Here is a 15,194-nt window from a genome sequence, read left to right as displayed (position 1 = left end):
CGAAGGTGAGGAAGCCAAGACAATGAACGCACATCTACAGCCGACAGGCTCCGCCTACTTCATCTCGCCGGAAACCGCAGCCGCCGAGAACCATACGCTCTCGATTCTCGTCGATAACGAGCCGGGCGTCCTTGCCCGCGTCATCGGCCTGTTCTCCGGCCGGGGCTACAACATCGAAAGCCTCACGGTCTCCGAAACCGAGCATCAGGCGCATCTGTCGCGCATTACCATCGTGACACGAGGCACGCCGCATGTGCTGGAGCAGATCAAGGCCCAGCTCGAGCGCATCGTGCCGGTGCACCGCGTCGTGGACTTGACGGTGCGTGCTCGCGAACTCGGGCAGGAGCGTCCGATCGAACGGGAAGTGGCGCTCGTCAAGGTGATCGGGACCGGCGAAACCCGGGCCGAGACGCTGCGTCTTGCCGATGCCTTTCACGCCAAGGTGGTCGACGCGACTGTCGATCATTTCATTCTGGAGATCACCGGCAAGTCCTCCAACATCGATCAGTTCGTGGCGATCATGAAGCCGCTCGGCTTGATCGAAGTCTGCCGCACCGGCATCGCCGCCATGAACCGCGGTCCGCAGGGGATGTGAACCGGCGTCTGGCCAGCGCGCGGCAGCCTGAAGTCTCAGAGCATTTCGAGCGCCGATTTGCGGGTCGGCGGCGGGAAGGCGGCGTCGAGCGCCGCCCAGTCCTCGTCGCTGATATCGAGCGAGACGCAATCGCGGTTTTCAGCGGCGCGGTCGGCATTCGACGTCTTCGGAATGGCGATCACGCCGTCGCGTTCGAGAAGGAAGGCAAGGGCAATCTGAGCCGGGGTTGCCTGATTGGCCTTGGCGATGCGGATGAGCTCGGGATTGTGCAGGATGCGGCCCTGTTCGATCGGCGAATAGGCCATGACCGGGACACCATGATCCTGGCACCAGGGCAGGAGATCATATTCGATGCCGCGGCGCGCGAGATTGTAGAGGACCTGGTTGGCAGCGACATGCCGGCCGCCCGGAACGGCAAGCAGTTCCTCGATGTCACCGATATCGAAGTTCGAAACGCCCCAGGCGCCGATCTTTCCGGCGTCCTTCAGGTCCTCGAAGGCTTCGACGGTATCGGCCAGCGGATGCTCGCCCCGCCAATGCAGCAGGTAGAGGTCGATCTGGTCGATGCCGAGACGTGAAAGGCTCCGCTCGCAGGCTTCGATCGTGCCCCTGCGGCTGGCATTCCACGGATAGACCTTGGTGACGATGAACAGGCCGTCGCGTCGGCCCTTGATGGCGCGGCCGACGATGCGCTCGGAATCGCCTTCGCCGTACATTTCGGCCGTATCGATCAGCGTCATGCCGAGCTCTATGCCGGCTTTGAGACTTGCGATTTCTCGCTCGGCTTCCGACGCCCGTTCTCCCATGTTCCAGGTGCCCTGGCCGAGAGCGGGGACTTCGATGCCGTTCGGGAAGGTGATCGCCGGGATAGGGTCGTCTTGCATGGCCGAATCTTTCATTTTTCCTCAAAGATTGCGCAGACGCGTCATCTTTCAAGCAATCCTGTCACCATGACAATGATTATCTGGCTTAGGAAATGCAGGCGGGTTAGCGGATTTCAATCGACAGGGATCGTCATGGGTTGACGATCTACGGGAGGTTCCATGCCGCTGGATACGTTTCTGGCTCTCGTTCTCTTTGCCTTCACGACATCGATCACGCCGGGGCCGAACAATATGATGCTCTTTGCATCCGGGGTGAATTTCGGCTTTCGTCGGACGGTCCCGCATATGTTGGGCATCGGCGCCGGCTTTTTCTCGCTGCTTCTCGGCGTCGGACTTGGGCTCGGCGCGTTGCTGCGAACGGTGCCTGCGCTTTACACGGCGCTGAAATTTGCGGGCGGCATTTATCTCGTCTGGATCGCGTGGAAGATCGCGACGTCGCGGGCGCTGAGCGGAGGCAAGGACAGCGTCAAGCCGATGTCATTCCTTGCTGCTGCCGCCTTCCAGTGGGTCAATCCCAAGGCTTGGGTCATGGCGGTAACGGCCATGGCGACCTACACCAATCCCGACCTCTATCTCGCCAGCGTCCTGATCGTCGGCCTTGCCTTTGCCGCGGTCAACATTCCAAGCGTTTCGACCTGGGCCGGCTTCGGTTCCGCATTGAGCAAATGGCTGTCCGACCCGGTGCGGCTCAAATGGTTCAACGTCACCATGGCGGTGCTCTTGGTGCTGAGCCTCTGGCCGATGTTGAAATAGAAAAAAGCGGACGGTCCAGGCGGCCGCCCGCAGAGGCGCTTAGATGCCGAACCCGCCGATGCCGCCAGACTGAACGATGATCGTCGGGTCGGTAAAGTTGCGGAAGCCCAGGAGCGGAATGTCGCAACGGCGGTCGAACTTGCCGACCGGAGCGGTGCGCTGGCAGTTCTCCGCGGACTTATAGGGATGTCCGGGGATCTGATACTCGCCCTTTTTCAGATCGCGATAGTCGTCCGCGCTTGCCCAGGAAGCGAATACAGCGCCGAGCGCTGCTGCGGGAAGAGTGATCCTGTTCATCGCAATACCTTTCCCCTACTTGCGAGATGGCGGAGAATATCACGCAAACCCGATTGGACCTCGGGTGCAATGGGATTAGCCCTTGGGGACGCTGCCTAACTTGACTGATGCTAAAACAGGGTGATCGAAGGCTTGTTGACCATCAGCCAGAGGATGCCGATCACTGCCAAGAAGGCCGGAAACCCGCAGGCGAACCAGATGTGGTAGAGCCGGAAATACTCCGGCGGCAGCTGTTCGCCAGCAGTGGCGGCTGCGCGTGCAAGATCGCGAAGCCTGACCTGTATCCAGACGACCGGCAGCCAGAAAAGGCCGGTAACGACATAGAGGATGAGCGAGAGGGCGATCCAGCCTTCGCCGAGCGGCCAGCCGATGATGGTGGCAAGCAGATAACCTGTCACCGGCTGGAGAAAAACAGCCGTTGCGGTGAAAATCGTGTCGGCGATCACAACGGTTCCCGCGACATGCGCAATCAGTTCCGGCGCTTGCGTCCTGTGCGCCTTTGCCATGAAAAAAGCGATCCCTGCACCGGTGCCCAAGAGCACGGTCGCGCCGATCACGTGGGCAAGCAGTAGAAGTTCTGCAAGCATCAGCGTTCATCCAGAATGGCAAGGGTGACGAGCGTCAGCAGAAGCGACGGGAGGACCTTGACGAGAGGTCCCAGCGGATCGCGCCAGAGTGAGGGTTCGAGCAGGGTTGCGCCCGCGAGATATGCGAGGGAGACGGCGAACATGGCGAGAAGGGCTTTGCGGGCGATGGGCCGGAAAATGAGTGCTGAACCGAGCGCGATGTCGACGGCGCACGTGAAAAGCGTGAGCGCCATTGCAGTGGCGGTCGGCATGAAGGGTAAAAGATGCTGACTTGCCGTCTGTGGCGACAGAAGCGGAATGATGCCGGACAGCAGCCAAAACAGAGCGAGGCCGGCGGCCATCAGCGGCTTCAGCAGATAGAGGCGCGCGAACCACAGATCCTGAATGCCCGACGGGTTGGCTGCCAGCGTGGCCGCGACTGAGCCGCTGCGGATGGCTGGAACCGTTCCATTGCTTGTGACGCCTTTGGATATGATGGCCATGGCGGTCGAACGCAAGGGCGAACGCCAGCCGAGGCGCCCCGCAATATCGGCGAGCCAAGTCACGGGTTTTGCCAGCGCTGCTGGGATGGGGATGATGGGCGCGGGCGGAAGGCCTAGCCATTGGCGATGCAGTTTCACGAGCTCGGAGAGCATGAGCGTCTCGCTGGATGCGAGTGCAATATCTTTTCCGCTGGCAATTTCGCCGCAGACTGCTGCGCTGACGGCTGCAGCGACATCTTTGATATCGATCGTCTCGACCGGGCTTTGCGAATGGAAAAGCGGCAACACAAATGGCATTGATGCGAGCGCCCGCAAGAGCGCTGAGCCGCCATGGGAATTGCGCCCGACAACGAGTGCCGGACGCAAAATGACGTAAGGTAAACCACTTGACGCTAGGGTATCGTCGCCGCGGCGTTTTGTGGCGAGGAACGGCAGGTCGGCAACTGGAGCATCCGTGTTTGCTGATATCTGGACGATGAGGCGGACGTCCGACGCTTGGCCGCGGTATAGAGCGCCAGCATCGCATCTGCCTGCGATGCGGCAAGGTCGTCGGAGAAGCCGTCCTGTAAGGCGCCTGCGCAATTGACGACCATATGCTGGTCTTTCAGTGTCTCTTGCCAATCGGCAGCTGTGGTCATGTGGGCGAGATCGGCACGCAGCCAGCGGACATCGGGCCATTTGATTCGAGCCCGGACAGGAGTGCGGCCTAGGCCGCTCACGGCATGGCCATCGGCCACCAGACGGGCGGCGACCGCGGAGCCGATGAAACCTGTTGCGCCGAGAATCAGAATGTTCATGCGCCGAGAATATCGAAAAACCGCAAGGCGCATAGATTAGCTTGGCGGGCTGCATTCACGCGCCTAAAGATAATCATCCTATGCGCGGAGGGCCTCGTCTTGCACGATCATCCTGATCATGATCACCATCATCATCATCACGACAACCGCTATTCGGACATGCAGGCGCGGGTGAAGGCGCTGGAGACGGTGTTGACGGAGAAGGGGCTGATCGATCCGGCGGCGATCGATGCGATCGTCGAGACCTATGAGACGAAGATCGGCCCGCGCAACGGCGCCCATGTCGTGGGAAAGGCCTGGAGCGATCCGGCATTCGCCGAATGGCTGGAGAGCGATGCGACGGCGGCAATTGCGAGCCTCGGCTATACCGGGCGGCAGGGCGAGCACATGCGCGCCGTCTTCAATACGCCCAAGACCCACAACCTCGTCGTCTGCACGCTTTGCTCCTGCTATCCCTGGTCGGTGCTCGGCCTGCCGCCGGTCTGGTACAAGGCGCCGGCCTATCGCTCGCGGGCGGTGATCGATCCGCGCGGCGTGCTTGCCGAATTCGGCCTGACGCTGCCCGCGGAAAAGAAAATCCGGGTCTGGGATTCGACGGCCGAGCTGCGCTATCTCGTCATTCCCGAGCGCCCCGAGGGAACGGAAGGCCTGAGCGAGCAGCAACTTGCCGGTCTCGTCAGTCGCGATGCGATGATCGGGACGGCAATTGCGTCTAATCCGGGAGCAGCCGCATGAACGGGCCGCACGATCTTGGTGGACAGATGGGGTTCGGGCCGGTCGCGGCTGAAAAGGACGAGCCGTATTTCCATGCTGAGTGGGAGAAGCGTGCGCTTGGTCTGACGCTATCGTGCGGTGCCTTCGGTGCCTGGACGATCGATGAGAGCCGGCATGCGCGCGAGAATATTTTGCCAGCTGATTATCTCTCCGCAAGCTATTACGAAATATGGATGCGGGCGCTGGAAGTGCTGCTCGATCGGCACGGATTTGCAACGGCTGCGGAGATCGATGCCGGCCACAAGCAGACGGCCGGAGCAGTGCCGAAACGGGTTCTGAAGGCGGATATGGTTGCGAACGTTCTGGCGCGCGGCGGCGCTTGCGACCGTCCGGTGGAAAGGGCTGCGCGCTTTGCCGTCGGCGAGAAGGTCCGGACAAGGAATTTTAATCCGGAAACCCATACCCGGCTGCCGCGCTATGCGCGTGCCAAGAATGGCGTGGTCGAGGCGGTGCAAGGCTCCTTCGTGTTCCCGGACGACAATGCGCATGGCAAGGGCGAGAATCCACAATGGGTCTATACCGTCGTTTTCGATGGCAGGGAAATCTGGGGCGAGGGCGCCGATCCATCGCTGACGGTTTCGATCGATGCCTGGGAGAGCTACCTTGAGCCTTTGTGAAACGGCATCGCCGCTGACGCGATCGCCCCAACTGCCGAAATCCGCCGATGGCGAGCCGGTCTTTCCCGAGCCCTGGGCGGCTGCTGCTTTTGCAATGACAGTGCACCTCCACGAACGCGGTCTCTTCACATGGAGCGAGTGGGCGGAGACGCTTTCGGCCGAACTGCACAAGCCGGGCCGGGTGGTGGATGGCAGCGACTACTTCGACTGCTGGGTCGCGGCGCTATCCTCGCTCCTTGTCAACAAAGGCATCGCCGATGCCGGCGCCATCCTTTCGCTGCAGGAGAGCTGGCAGCGTGCGGCGGAAGCCACGCCGCACGGAAAGCCGATCGAGCTTTCCAACGATCCGCTGCGCTGATCGTCACGACGGGAACTGCTTGTAGCACTCCTCGGCCACCTGCCGCAGCATATCGCGCGAAATCTCGCCGGTGACGGCATAGCCGAGCTCGCCGTCGATCCAGTAGAATGTCTCGACACCGCCGGCGGAGGCGAAACGGAAGCTCGTCGTCCGGTTCGCCTTGTTGCGGCCGATCAGCGCGGTCAGGCGTTCGCCACCCTGATTCTCGTACATGAACATCGCGCCCGGCTTTCCATCCACCGGCAGCAGCCGTCCGCCCACGAGCCGGAAGCCGAGGGCCTGTAGATCCGGCACCTTCAGGTTCGGAATAGAAAGCCGCTTGCCGAGCCAGGTCGCCAGATGCGCTTCCTCATTGGCGAAGACTTCGACAGGATGGCGGACCTCGCCTGCATAGACCAGGAAGGCGTTCTGCGCCTCTGCCGGCAGTGTCTCGGAAGCGGCAAGCTGCAGTTCGGGTTGCTGGACGAGCGGAGGGCCGTAATGACCGGCAAGGGCGCCAAGCGCGAAGAGAGCGACGGCGGCTGCGGCAATGGCCGAACGTTTCGGCCAAACGGAAGCGCCATTTTCCGGATCGACCAGCAGGATGTCGCTTTCCTTGGATTTTTCGTAAGGCGCGAACGTTGAACGGATCGCAGCATTCTGCGCCTGCCATGCCGTCACCTTGGCAGCGTCCTCGGGATTGTCCTGCAGCCAAGCCTCCACACGGGCGCGGGCGTTTTCGGGCAGTTGCCCGTCGGCATAGGCGTGGAGGTCCGCTTCGGGCACGGTCGAGTTGGTCTCGTTCATTTCGGTCTCCGAAGCGTAATCACATTGTCGGCCTTCATTAGGTCTCCAAGCCGCTGACGCGCGCGCGACAGGCGCGACATGACGGTGCCGACCGGTATGTCGAGCGCGGCGGCCACCTCGCTGTAGGTATAGCCTTCGATGATAACCAGCATCAGCACGGCGCGGTTTTCCTCCGACAGGCTGTTCAGCGCGTCTTCCAGCCGCAAGCGCTCTAGCGGATCGGCGGTCGTCTCGGGCGAGGGCATGTCTTCGGCGCTGTCAAGCTCGACCATCATGCTGGGCGGGCTCTGGCGGCGGGTGTTGCGGTAGAGATTGGTCATGATAGTCAGCGCCCAGCCGCGCAGGTTCAAGCCACGCCACTGCGAACGGCGGGCAAGTACCTTCTCGACACAGTCCTGCAGCAGATCCTCGCCGTCGGCGTCGGAGCGGGTGAGGCTTCGCGAATAGCGCCGGAGCGAGGGAAGGAGGGCCAGGATCTGGCCCTCGAATGTTTCGGGTGCGGGTGTCTTCACGCCGGTCCACTCAGGGTTTGGCAAGGTCCCAGTTGCCCCCCACGCCATCGCCGGTGATATCGCCCTTCTTGGTATCCTTCACCCAGAAATAGAGCGGCATGCCGTCCTTGGCCCATTGCTTTGTGCCGTCCTTGCGGTCGATGATCGAATATGCACCATCGGCCTTCGCATCGCCAGCGGCCATCAGCGGCGGCCAGTTCTTGGCGCATTGGTCGTAGCAATTGGAAACGCCTTTCGTGTCCTTCTTGAAGGTATAGAGCGTCATGCCGTTTTCGCCGGCGAGCACTTTGCCCTTGGCGGATTCGATGGTCATGACCGGCGCTGCCGCGAATGCAGCCGTTGCCGCAGCAGATGCGACGGCGAAAGCGATCAAGAATTTTACGGATTTCATGTGGGTCTCTCCTCACGTTCGGCAGCTTTTTTGCTTACCGGAGATGAGACACCGAAAGCAGTGATTTTATTCCATGCGGTGTGAGGGATTTTTGAATGAATGCCGCGTTTGGTGCCGTGCCGAGATTGACCCTGCTTGAACCAGATACACTCGTCACTTAAATTACCGGCCATCGTTGATCTCAACAGGATGTGTGCAGCAATGGATTTCAACCCGATCGCATCGCCAATTCGCCTTGCCACCGGGGAATTTCATGTCCATGCCTGCATTCATCACACTCTCCAATCTGTTGTGGTCCGCGCCTGACGGCCGCCCGCTTTTCTCATGTCTCGATCTAAGCTTCGGCGCGGACCGAACGGGTCTTGTCGGCCGCAACGGCGTTGGCAAGACCACGCTTCTCAAGCTGATCTCAGGCGAACTCCAGCCTTTGTCCGGGACGATTGCGTTAGGCGGTCGCCTGGGCGTGCTCCGCCAAAGGGTCCAGGTGGAAGCCGAGGAGACGGTTGGCGATCTCTTCGGCGTGACCGAGGCGCTCGCCGTCATTCGGCGTGCCGAGGTGGGCGAGGCGACCGCTGAAGAGCTTGCATCTGCCGACTGGATGCTGGAAGCCCGCATTGCTTCGGCTCTCGATCGCGCGGGGATCGACGCTGAGCCCGAAACGCGCCTTGTCGCACTGTCGGGTGGACAGCGCACGCGGGCAGGGCTTGCAGCGCTGATGTTCTCGGAGCCCGATTTTCTCATCCTGGACGAGCCGACCAACAATCTCGACCGCGATGGCCGCCACGCCGTCATCGAACTCCTTGCAAATTGGCGGGCGGGGGCCATCGTCGTCAGCCATGACCGGGAATTGCTCGAAATCATGGACGCCATCGTCGAACTGACTTCGCTTGAGGCCACGCGTTACGTCGGCAACTGGAGCCAGTATCAGGAGCGCAAGGCTTTAGAATTGGCTGCCGTGCAGCATGATCTCGCCGATGCCGAGAAGCGTGTGGCCGAGGTTGCCCGAAGCGCCCAAGCAACGGCCGAACGGCAAGCTCGCAGGGATCGTATCGGCCGGAAGAAGGCTGCCAGAGGCGACATGCCGCGTATCGTCGCCGGCGGCTTGAAGGAGCGCAGCGAAGCAACAGGCGGCGATAACGCCCGGCTTGCCGAACGCCGGCGCACCCAGGCGCTCGAAGACGCAGCAGCCGCGCGCGAGAAGATCGAAATCCTGCAGCCCTTTTCGGTGACGCTTCCGCCGGCCGGACTGCCTGCCAACAAGGTCGTCCTGAAGATGGATTCCGTGACGGCGGGCTATCGGCCTGCCGAGCCGGTCCTCAGCGATCTGTCCTTCGGCATCGTTGGACCGGAGCGCATCGCCGTCACCGGCCCGAACGGTTCGGGCAAGACGACATTGCTGGCGCTTGTCACCGCGGAGTTGAAGCCGTGGACCGGGACGGTCTCGGTCATTTCCAAGTTCGCAATGCTCGATCAACAGGTGAGTCTTCTCGATCCGTCGATTTCGATCCGCGACAACTTCCTGCGGATAAACCCGCGCGCGGTTGAAAATGCCTGTCGGGCGGCGCTCGCCCGGTTCATGTTCAGGGACGATGCGGCGCTCCGGATCGTATCGACGCTCAGCGGCGGCCAGCTGTTGCGGGCCGGTCTGGCGTGCGTTCTGGGCGGACCGGAACCGCCTTCGCTCCTGATCCTGGACGAGCCGACCAATCATCTCGACCTCGATTCGATCGCTGCGGTCGAGAGCGGATTGCGTGCCTATGACGGCGCGCTGCTGGTCGTCAGTCACGACGAAGTCTTCCTGGAAGGCATTGGGATTACGCGCAGGCTGGAGTTGCCTACGGGCCGTTTACCAGCTTGAGGATAAGCTGCTGGATGTTGCCGCCTTGGCCCATTTCGACCTTGTCAAAGTCGCGGCCCTGCTGGCGCTGGTAGCCGGAGAGTTCGCCGAGGCGTTTTGTCAGCACGACGCGGATCTTGCTGCAGTCCGGATCGTCGGCGGCGGTGAGGCCGAGGCTGTAGGCTTCAATCGCGTTGACCATATGCTTTATGGTTTCGCCGTGCCAGCGCTCGTGGGTCTCGACGCCAGTAATGAAGCTGTCCCAGCTTGCCTTGGTTGCAGGTGGCAGCTGTGTCGTAGGCTCAGGTAGAGTGTAAGTGATAATCAGTTTCGGCCGAGCCACAGTCAGCCTGCAGGACCTGTCCGCCTGCGGCTCGTATTTCCTGGTCCAGGTGAGCTTGAACGTCGTGTGCGCGATGACGCGTCCGATGCCAGCCTTCGGGCCGTGTTCGCCGATCGATGCGTAGAGCTCGGCGCCGGATTTGCCAGTGATTGTATATGGCTTGACCTGTTCGATGGCCTGCCATTCCGCGTGGGCGGCAGCAGGTATCGGCAGGGCCGCCATCATCAGGCATAATTGAATGCTTCTTCTCACGTGAATCCCTCAAGCAACGTGGCGACACTAAAGGGCGCAAAACCTGCGTTCAAGCGGCTGAAAGCAGGCAATCGCGCGGCAGCAATCTGCGGGCGCACTTTTCCACCTTGCTTCGCGGCTGCGAATCCTGCCAAGTCGCTCCCATGCAATTTGCTCCGCAACAGGACGAAGCCCTGAAGGCCGTTTCGAAATGGCTGAAGGAGGGCCGGTCGCCGCTCTTCCGTCTGTTCGGCTATGCCGGAACGGGCAAGACGACGCTCGCCAAGCATTTTGCGGAGAATGTCGATGGCGACGTGTTGTTTGCCGCCTTCACCGGCAAGGCGGCGCAGGTGTTGCGCTCGCGCGGTGCCAGCAATGCCAAGACCATCCATTCGCTGATCTATCGCCCGCGTGGGGAAGAGGCTGTCGAGGACGAGGAAACCGGCAAAACCTCGATGACGCCGATGTTCACCATCAACCGGCAGAGCCCGGTCGCCAAGGCGGCGCTGATCATCGTCGACGAATGCTCGATGGTCGACGAGGCGCTTGGAAAGGATCTGATGAGCTTCGGCACGCCGATCCTGGTGCTCGGCGATCCCGGCCAGCTGCCGCCGGTATCGGGCGGCGGCTTCTTTACCAATCAGGAGCCGGATTACCTGCTGACGGACATTCACCGCCAGGCGCGCGACAATCCGATCATCAAGCTTGCGATGCAGGTGCGCGAAGGCAAGGAGATCATGTATGGCGACTACGGCACCGCCCAGGTGATCGCCAAGAACGAAGTCAACCAGGCCTTGGTGCTCGATGCAGATCAGGTGCTTGTCGGCACCAACCGCACGCGGCGGCGCTATAACCAGCGCCTGCGGGAGTTGAAGGGCTTCACGGCGGATTATCCGCAGACGGGCGACAAGCTCGTTTGCCTGCGCAACGACCCCGCCAAGGGGCTGCTCAACGGTTCGCTCTGGCAGGTAATGACGTCATCGAAGGAGACGACGAAGCCGGGCATCAACCTGCTCGTGCGGCCGGAAGACGACGACATGGATCGCGGCGCAGCCAAGATCAAGCTGCTGAAGCAGGTTTTCGAGGATGTCGAAGGCGAAATCCCGTGGAATACGCGCAAGCGCTACGACGAATTCGATTACGGCTATGCGCTCACCGTGCACAAGGCGCAGGGCTCGCAGTGGAACAATGTCGTGCTTTTCGATGAAAGCTGGGCCTTCCGCGATACGCGCGAACGCTGGCTTTACACGGCGATCACGCGCGCGGCGGAGACGCTGACGATCGTGCGGTGAAGCTGCGGAAACGGTGGCGGCCGTTGCCGGAACGTTATACCTTGACGATGCCGAGAAGCACTGCCTTGGTGATCGCCTGAAAGCGGTTGTTTGCCCGGAACTTCAGGATGATGTCAGCTTCGAGCGCCTGTGCTTCGTCATGCTTCAGGTCAAGCGCGCGGGCGATGCGCTGCGTCGAGAAGCCTTCGGCCATCAACGAGAGGCAGCGCAGTTCCTCATCCGAAAGGGCGGATTGATCCTCGTTGTCGTTCAGCGGCGGTATCTCGCTGCTGGCATCGGGGTCGAGCAGATCGCTGACCTGTTGCAGCTGACGGTGCAGCGTCGACATTTCCGCCGTCAGCTCGCGCTTGCGCACGGCGAGCGCCTCCTGGAAGATTGCCTCTGCTTGGTCCTGCGAGGAGGCACGGCGCAATTCGTCCATCAGCTCCTGAATGACCGCGATCGGCATCCCGGTCTCGCGGCAGACGTTGATGACGGCCATGCGCATCACGTCGTCCTCGCCGTAAACGCGCATCAGGCCGATACGATTTGCCGACAGCAGTCCTTTCTCTTCGTAGAAATGCAGCGTCCTGTGCGTGACCCCGAATGCGTTCGCCATCTCGGCGATAGGCACCGGTCCCTCAGGCAAATCCGGCGGCAGTGCGGCAGATGGCAGGAACCGGTATCTGGACCGGCGCTCCGAAGACTTACCGGCGGCGGCACGTTTGGTACCGTCTGGCATGAACCCTCCTGGGGCAAAAGTTGCACCTCATGCGGTTTTGCCAGTTGCTTCGAAGGCGCTGCGGAGTGGTGTTTCCTCGAGGCGTTCTTGTCGTCGGGAAGAAGCAGTACGCGGCGTACTTACTCGATACTTATTCTCACGTTATGCGTGAACGGACATTTTTGTAAGTGCTAAAAATAATCGCTTTTAAATAGGATAGCAACGCAGCGTCCGAAAACTTATATCCAACGTAAGGTTGGCCGGATAGGGTGCCCGCGGCGGCTGAATTTCTTGCGGCGGAATGGGAAATACTCCTGCCGTAGACACTTCCGACCATGCGGGCGTCCATCACAGATTTGCATGCAGTCATATGCGAATCTCGTTGGCCTCGCCGGGCCCATTGGCATAAAAAGCAGCTCACGCTTATCGCACTGAATGGATCATCGACATGCCGACGACGCTTTCCGTCAATCTCAACGCCATCGCCATGCTGCGCAACAGGCGCGATTTGCCCTGGCCGAGCGTCGAGGCGCTGGGGCGCATCGCCTTGCAGTCGGGGGCCAGCGGGCTGACCGTCCATCCGCGGCCGGACCAGCGGCACATCCGCTTCTCTGACCTGCCGGTGATCCGCAATCTGATCGACGACGAGTTTCCGGAGGCCGAGTTCAATATCGAGGGCTATCCGACGCAGGAATTCCTCGATCTCTGTAGAGGTGCCGCACCCGAGCAGGTGACCCTCGTGCCCGATGATCCATCGCAGGCGACCTCCGACCACGGCTGGGATTTCCGCAAGCACCAGGCTTTTCTCACGGATGTCGTCGCAAAACTGAAGAAGATGGGTACCCGGGTTTCGCTGTTTGCCGACGGCGACGGTGATGCCGAGGCGGTGAAGATCGCCAAGGCGACGGGAGCGGACCGGATCGAGCTTTATACCGGCCCTTATGGCGGCTGCTACGATGCGCCGGAGCGGGCAGGCCCCATTCTCGAAGCGCTCGGCAAGACGGCGGACGCAGCACTCGCAATCGACCTCGGCGTCAATGCCGGCCACGACCTGACCGTCGCCAACCTGCCGCCGCTTGTGAAGCGCATCCCGAGGCTTGCGGAAGTTTCTATCGGTCACGGCCTGACCGCGGATGCACTGGGATACGGCATGGCGGAAACTGTGCGGCGGTTCTGCCGTGCGTGCGGGCAGAAGATATGAGGGACAGTGCTTCTTCTTTCGAAGGACGAGGGGCGCGCAATGAGGTGCAGAGGGTCTCGACGTCTCATCTTTCTCATCTCTGTCCTCGGGTTAAACCCGAGGATTGTCACAGAGATCCAGCTACGACGCGTCTTCGCCGTGAATGACTCATTTACCTTGAAGGGAGTCTCCTGCGCCGCGCTGGATTCCTGTGAAAGGCACATGAATGAGAAAAGGGAGAGAAGGCCAAGACAGCGGCGCCCTGTTTGCCGCTCCCTTGCCTGCGATTGAAGTGCCAGGAGATGCCCGCCTTGCCCTCCCCATCAACTCTTGATGAGGCAGCAATCGACGCTTTACGTCAGCAGAGCCGCCTTGTTTGCAACGAAGAAGTCCTCGAGCTTCTGCGTCTGCTTGCCGGTCAGCGCCCTGAAGTCGTCTGTGAGGAGGTCGAAGTTGCCGGCGCGGATGTTGGCGTCGGCTGAGACCAGCATGTCGGCGACAAAATCGGGAAGGCCTGCGCCGCGCATGCCCTGGCCGAGCTGCTCGTCGCTGACCTTGACGGCCTGCAAAGGCTTTCCGACAGCAGCGGCGATGCCGGCGGCGATCTCGTCGGCGGTCAGCGATTGGCTGCCCGTCAGCGTGTAGGTCGCGCTCTCGCCCGTTCCGGAGGCGAGGGCGGCGGCAATTGCCAATGCGCAGTCTTCGCGGGAGATATTGGAAACCTTGCCGTCGCCGCTTGCCGTGTACCAGCTGCCGGACTGCAGGTTATGCGGCATGCCGTGTAGATAGTTGTCGAAATACCAGGCGTTGCGGATGATCGTGTAGGGAATGCCGGCAGCCTTGATGGCGTTCTCGGTGCCGAGGTGGTCCGGCGCGAAAGTGACGAGCGACTTGTCCGGCGAGGGCATCGAGGTATAGGCGATGTGCTTCACGCCGGCTTTTGCCGCAGCCTCCACGGCGGCCTTGTGCTGCGTCAGACGCTGGCCGGGGACGGCGAGCGCGTCGGTGCTGATGATCAGCAGGCGATCGACGCCCCTGAAAGCGGCTTCGAGGCTTGCCGCATCGTCGAAATCGGCCTTGCGGGTGGCAACGCCCTTGGCGGCGAGCGACGCGAGTTTCGCCGGGTCGCGGGTGGCGGCGATGATGCTTCGGGCCTGAACGTTGTAGGTTTCGAGCAGGTGATGAATGACGCGCCGGCCAAGCTGGCCGGCCGCGCCGGTGACGAGAATCGTTTCGCTCATAGGTCTTCCTCTATGGTGGTCTCAAAAAGAGAGCAGCTCTAAAATAGGAATTGACTTCGAGCTGTAAAGAAGGCAGTTTTTCCGCTCTACGTTACCAAAAGGGAACCGTCCCATTATGAGCGCTGTCCTCAATCTGAAGAGCAAGCCCGCCCCCGGCATCCGCCGGGAGATCGATCTGGGGAGTCTCGATTTCAGCAATTGTCCTGTCCGGGACATGATGCAGCAGATCGGCGGCAAGTGGTCGACGTTGCTTTTGGAAGCGCTTGCCGCGCGGCCATACCGCTTCGGTGAGCTGCGGCGGAAGATACCAGATATCTCGCAGAGGATGCTGACGCAGACGCTGCGCGACCTGCAGCGCGAAGGCTATATCGAGCGGGAGGTGTTTCCGACGAAGCCGCCAAGCGTCGAATACCGGGTCACCGAACTCGGACGCTCGCTTTACGCCACGCTGGCGCTGCTTTTGAACTGGGCGGAAGCAAATCATGACGCCGTTCGCGACGCCCGCGCCCGCTTCGATACCGCTGAAGGTTGAGGCGC

Annotated in this window: 18 protein-coding genes and 1 pseudogene; 9 read left to right on the top strand and 10 right to left on the bottom strand. The window is 61.4% G+C overall.

The genetic code is table 11. The features are described 5' to 3' along the window. Positions 1–22 precede the first annotated feature (22 nt). Complete coding sequence (gene ilvN / locus ISN39_RS10425; RefSeq protein WP_194729999.1) at positions 23–595, top strand: acetolactate synthase small subunit; 573 nt, start codon at positions 23–25, stop codon at positions 593–595. 35 nt (positions 596–630) lie between these two features. Here the strand turns inward: ilvN and ISN39_RS10420 are convergent, their stop codons facing one another. After that, complete coding sequence (locus ISN39_RS10420) at positions 631–1,479, bottom strand: aldo/keto reductase (RefSeq protein WP_194729998.1); 849 nt, start codon at positions 1,477–1,479, stop codon at positions 631–633. 159 nt (positions 1,480–1,638) lie between these two features. Between ISN39_RS10420 and ISN39_RS10415 the strand changes: the two genes are divergently transcribed. Then, on the top strand, positions 1,639–2,232 hold the full coding sequence (locus ISN39_RS10415; RefSeq protein ID WP_194729997.1) for a LysE family translocator: 594 nt from the start codon (positions 1,639–1,641) through the stop codon (positions 2,230–2,232). Between the two features lie 39 nt (positions 2,233–2,271). Here ISN39_RS10415 and ISN39_RS10410 read toward each other — a convergent pair whose 3' ends face one another. The 3 genes and pseudogenes from ISN39_RS10410 to ISN39_RS10400 all read right to left on the bottom strand — a co-directional run bounded on the left by ISN39_RS10410 (position 2,272) and on the right by ISN39_RS10400 (position 4,395). Continuing rightward, on the bottom strand, positions 2,272–2,529 hold the full coding sequence (locus ISN39_RS10410; RefSeq protein WP_233426691.1) for a hypothetical protein: 258 nt from the start codon (positions 2,527–2,529) through the stop codon (positions 2,272–2,274). A gap of 110 nt (positions 2,530–2,639) precedes the next feature. Continuing rightward, positions 2,640–3,116 carry a DUF2269 domain-containing protein gene (locus tag ISN39_RS10405; protein WP_194729996.1) on the bottom strand — a complete coding sequence of 159 codons (477 nt, stop codon included), beginning with the start codon at positions 3,114–3,116 and terminating at the stop codon, positions 2,640–2,642. Continuing rightward, positions 3,116–4,395 (bottom strand): annotated as a pseudogene (locus ISN39_RS10400) (SDR family oxidoreductase). The gene ISN39_RS10405 and the pseudogene ISN39_RS10400 overlap by 1 nt, the downstream one beginning before the upstream one ends. A 99-nt stretch (positions 4,396–4,494) precedes the next feature. Between ISN39_RS10400 and nthA the strand changes: the two are divergent. Genes nthA through ISN39_RS10385 form a run of 3 tightly spaced genes read left to right on the top strand, consistent with a single transcriptional unit; the run spans position 4,495 to position 6,144 of the window. Continuing rightward, positions 4,495–5,130: a nitrile hydratase subunit alpha gene (gene nthA, locus ISN39_RS10395; RefSeq protein WP_194729995.1), complete on the top strand. Its 636-nt coding sequence runs from the start codon at positions 4,495–4,497 to the stop codon at positions 5,128–5,130. Then, complete coding sequence (gene nthB / locus ISN39_RS10390) at positions 5,127–5,786, top strand: nitrile hydratase subunit beta (protein ID WP_194729994.1); 660 nt, start codon at positions 5,127–5,129, stop codon at positions 5,784–5,786. Before nthA ends, nthB begins: the two co-directional genes overlap by 4 nt. Next, positions 5,773–6,144, top strand: a complete 372-nt coding sequence (locus ISN39_RS10385; RefSeq protein ID WP_194729993.1) for a nitrile hydratase accessory protein — start codon at positions 5,773–5,775, stop codon at positions 6,142–6,144. The genes nthB and ISN39_RS10385 overlap by 14 nt, the downstream gene beginning before the upstream one ends. A 3-nt stretch (positions 6,145–6,147) precedes the next feature. Here ISN39_RS10385 and ISN39_RS10380 read toward each other — a convergent pair whose 3' ends face one another. The 3 genes from ISN39_RS10380 to ISN39_RS10370 are packed head-to-tail and all read right to left on the bottom strand — an operon-like array spanning position 6,148 to position 7,833. Beyond that, positions 6,148–6,930, bottom strand: coding sequence for an anti-sigma factor (locus ISN39_RS10380; RefSeq protein ID WP_194729992.1), 783 nt, complete (start codon positions 6,928–6,930; stop codon positions 6,148–6,150). Further along, complete coding sequence (locus tag ISN39_RS10375; RefSeq protein ID WP_194729991.1) at positions 6,927–7,442, bottom strand: RNA polymerase sigma factor; 516 nt, start codon at positions 7,440–7,442, stop codon at positions 6,927–6,929. Before ISN39_RS10375 ends, ISN39_RS10380 begins: the two co-directional genes overlap by 4 nt. Positions 7,443–7,452: 10 nt before the next feature. Then, entirely contained in the window at positions 7,453–7,833 is a 381-nt protein-coding gene (locus ISN39_RS10370; protein ID WP_194729990.1) for a hypothetical protein, read from the bottom strand. Between the two features lie 259 nt (positions 7,834–8,092). Here ISN39_RS10370 and ISN39_RS10365 point away from each other — a divergent pair, with 259 nt between their 5' ends. Beyond that, on the top strand, positions 8,093–9,691 hold the full coding sequence (locus ISN39_RS10365) for an ABC-F family ATP-binding cassette domain-containing protein (RefSeq protein WP_194730154.1): 1,599 nt from the start codon (positions 8,093–8,095) through the stop codon (positions 9,689–9,691). Here ISN39_RS10365 and ISN39_RS10360 read toward each other — a convergent pair. Further along, positions 9,669–10,235: a DUF922 domain-containing protein gene (locus ISN39_RS10360; protein WP_194730153.1), complete on the bottom strand. Its 567-nt coding sequence runs from the start codon at positions 10,233–10,235 to the stop codon at positions 9,669–9,671. The genes ISN39_RS10365 and ISN39_RS10360 overlap by 23 nt on opposite strands. A 173-nt stretch (positions 10,236–10,408) precedes the next feature. Between ISN39_RS10360 and ISN39_RS10355 the strand changes: the two genes are divergently transcribed. Further along, positions 10,409–11,536, top strand: coding sequence for an ATP-dependent RecD-like DNA helicase (locus ISN39_RS10355; protein ID WP_194729989.1), 1,128 nt, complete (start codon positions 10,409–10,411; stop codon positions 11,534–11,536). Positions 11,537–11,570: 34 nt separating this feature from the next. On the opposite strand, the gene ISN39_RS10350 is transcribed toward ISN39_RS10355, so the two are convergent. Next, entirely contained in the window at positions 11,571–12,257 is a 687-nt protein-coding gene (locus tag ISN39_RS10350) for a MerR family transcriptional regulator (protein WP_194729988.1), read from the bottom strand. Between the two features lie 427 nt (positions 12,258–12,684). Here ISN39_RS10350 and ISN39_RS10345 point away from each other — a divergent pair, with 427 nt between their 5' ends. Continuing rightward, positions 12,685–13,437, top strand: coding sequence for a pyridoxine 5'-phosphate synthase (locus tag ISN39_RS10345; RefSeq protein ID WP_194729987.1), 753 nt, complete (start codon positions 12,685–12,687; stop codon positions 13,435–13,437). Between the two features lie 332 nt (positions 13,438–13,769). On the opposite strand, the gene ISN39_RS10340 is transcribed toward ISN39_RS10345, so the two are convergent. After that, a complete protein-coding gene (locus ISN39_RS10340) occupies positions 13,770–14,657 on the bottom strand; it encodes an SDR family oxidoreductase (RefSeq protein WP_194729986.1) in 888 nt (295 codons plus the stop codon). Positions 14,658–14,769: 112 nt separating this feature from the next. On the opposite strand from ISN39_RS10340, the gene ISN39_RS10335 reads away from it, so the two are divergent. Next, the gene (locus ISN39_RS10335; RefSeq protein WP_194730152.1) at positions 14,770–15,189 is read left to right on the top strand and encodes a helix-turn-helix domain-containing protein; all 420 of its coding nucleotides are present in this window, start codon (positions 14,770–14,772) and stop codon (positions 15,187–15,189) included. Positions 15,190–15,194 lie beyond the last annotated feature (5 nt).

It is taken from the genome of Rhizobium sp. 007, assembly GCF_015353075.1.
Taxonomy (GTDB): Bacteria; Pseudomonadota; Alphaproteobacteria; order Rhizobiales; family Rhizobiaceae; genus Rhizobium.
Note: the sequence above shows the minus strand (reverse complement) of the source record. Positions and strands in the feature narration are given on the sequence as shown.

Bases quoted from the DNA above. Each gene is read 5' to 3' on its own strand.
- ilvN (WP_194729999.1), top strand. From the start codon at position 23: ATGAACGCACATCTACAGCCGACAGGCTCCGCCTACTTCATCTCGCCG.
- ISN39_RS10420 (WP_194729998.1), bottom strand. From the start codon at position 1,479: ATGCAAGACGACCCTATCCCGGCGATCACCTTCCCGAACGGCATCGAA.
- ISN39_RS10415 (WP_194729997.1), top strand. From the start codon at position 1,639: ATGCCGCTGGATACGTTTCTGGCTCTCGTTCTCTTTGCCTTCACGACA.
- ISN39_RS10410 (WP_233426691.1), bottom strand. From the start codon at position 2,529: ATGAACAGGATCACTCTTCCCGCAGCAGCGCTCGGCGCTGTATTCGCT.
- ISN39_RS10405 (WP_194729996.1), bottom strand. From the start codon at position 3,116: ATGCTTGCAGAACTTCTACTGCTTGCCCACGTGATCGGCGCGACCGTG.
- nthB (WP_194729994.1), top strand. From the start codon at position 5,127: ATGAACGGGCCGCACGATCTTGGTGGACAGATGGGGTTCGGGCCGGTC.
- ISN39_RS10380 (WP_194729992.1), bottom strand. From the start codon at position 6,930: ATGAACGAGACCAACTCGACCGTGCCCGAAGCGGACCTCCACGCCTAT.
- ISN39_RS10370 (WP_194729990.1), bottom strand. From the start codon at position 7,833: ATGAAATCCGTAAAATTCTTGATCGCTTTCGCCGTCGCATCTGCTGCG.
- ISN39_RS10365 (WP_194730154.1), top strand. From the start codon at position 8,093: ATGCCTGCATTCATCACACTCTCCAATCTGTTGTGGTCCGCGCCTGAC.
- ISN39_RS10360 (WP_194730153.1), bottom strand. From the start codon at position 10,235: ATGGCGGCCCTGCCGATACCTGCTGCCGCCCACGCGGAATGGCAGGCC.
- ISN39_RS10355 (WP_194729989.1), top strand. From the start codon at position 10,409: ATGCAATTTGCTCCGCAACAGGACGAAGCCCTGAAGGCCGTTTCGAAA.
- ISN39_RS10350 (WP_194729988.1), bottom strand. From the start codon at position 12,257: ATGCCAGACGGTACCAAACGTGCCGCCGCCGGTAAGTCTTCGGAGCGC.
- ISN39_RS10345 (WP_194729987.1), top strand. From the start codon at position 12,685: ATGCCGACGACGCTTTCCGTCAATCTCAACGCCATCGCCATGCTGCGC.
- ISN39_RS10340 (WP_194729986.1), bottom strand. From the start codon at position 14,657: ATGAGCGAAACGATTCTCGTCACCGGCGCGGCCGGCCAGCTTGGCCGG.